Source organism: Vibrio genomosp. F10 str. 9ZD137 (assembly GCF_049974785.1).
Taxonomy (GTDB): Bacteria; Pseudomonadota; Gammaproteobacteria; order Enterobacterales; family Vibrionaceae; genus Vibrio.
On the sequence record NZ_JBNGCJ010000148.1, the window covers coordinates 1 to 552 of the forward strand.

General features: G+C 46.0%; 1 protein-coding gene. It reads left to right on the forward strand.

Translation table 11 applies throughout. The features are described from left to right. The coding region (locus ACP45E_RS01910) for an MATE family efflux transporter (RefSeq protein WP_241824246.1) at positions 1-552 on the forward strand (552 nt) is incomplete at both ends.

Sequence of the window (552 nt, forward strand, 5' to 3'; positions counted from 1 at the left end):
GTAGCCGCGATGCTCGTTAATGGCTTGTATCAAGTGGTTGATGGTATTTTTATTGGCCGCTATGTTGGGGCTGATGGGTTAGCGGGTATCAATATCGCTTGGCCTGTTATTGGTACTATTCTTGGCTTGGGAATGCTCGTTGGCGTTGGTACTGGCGCACTTGTTTCTATTCGCCAAGGAGAAAAAGACAATCAAGGTGCAAAACATATTTTAGCAACAGGGTTAACGTTATTGTTGGTGCTTTCACCTTTCGTCGCTGGAATATTGTTTCTGTTTTCTGATCACTTCTTGCTTTGGCAAGGCGCGGAAGGGCGGGTTTACGATCTTGGGTTACAGTATTTACATATATTGATAGGTAGCAGTATCTTTACCCTTGGGTCTATTGCGATGCCATTTCTGCTGCGCAATGATGATAGCCCTAATATGGCGACGATTTTGATGGTAGTGGGTGCTGTGATTAACATTGCTCTCGATTACCTATTCATCGCTTGGCTAGGCTGGGAGTTGAAGGGAGCCGCTGTAGCAACGGCTATCGCCCAGTGTGTTGTTACC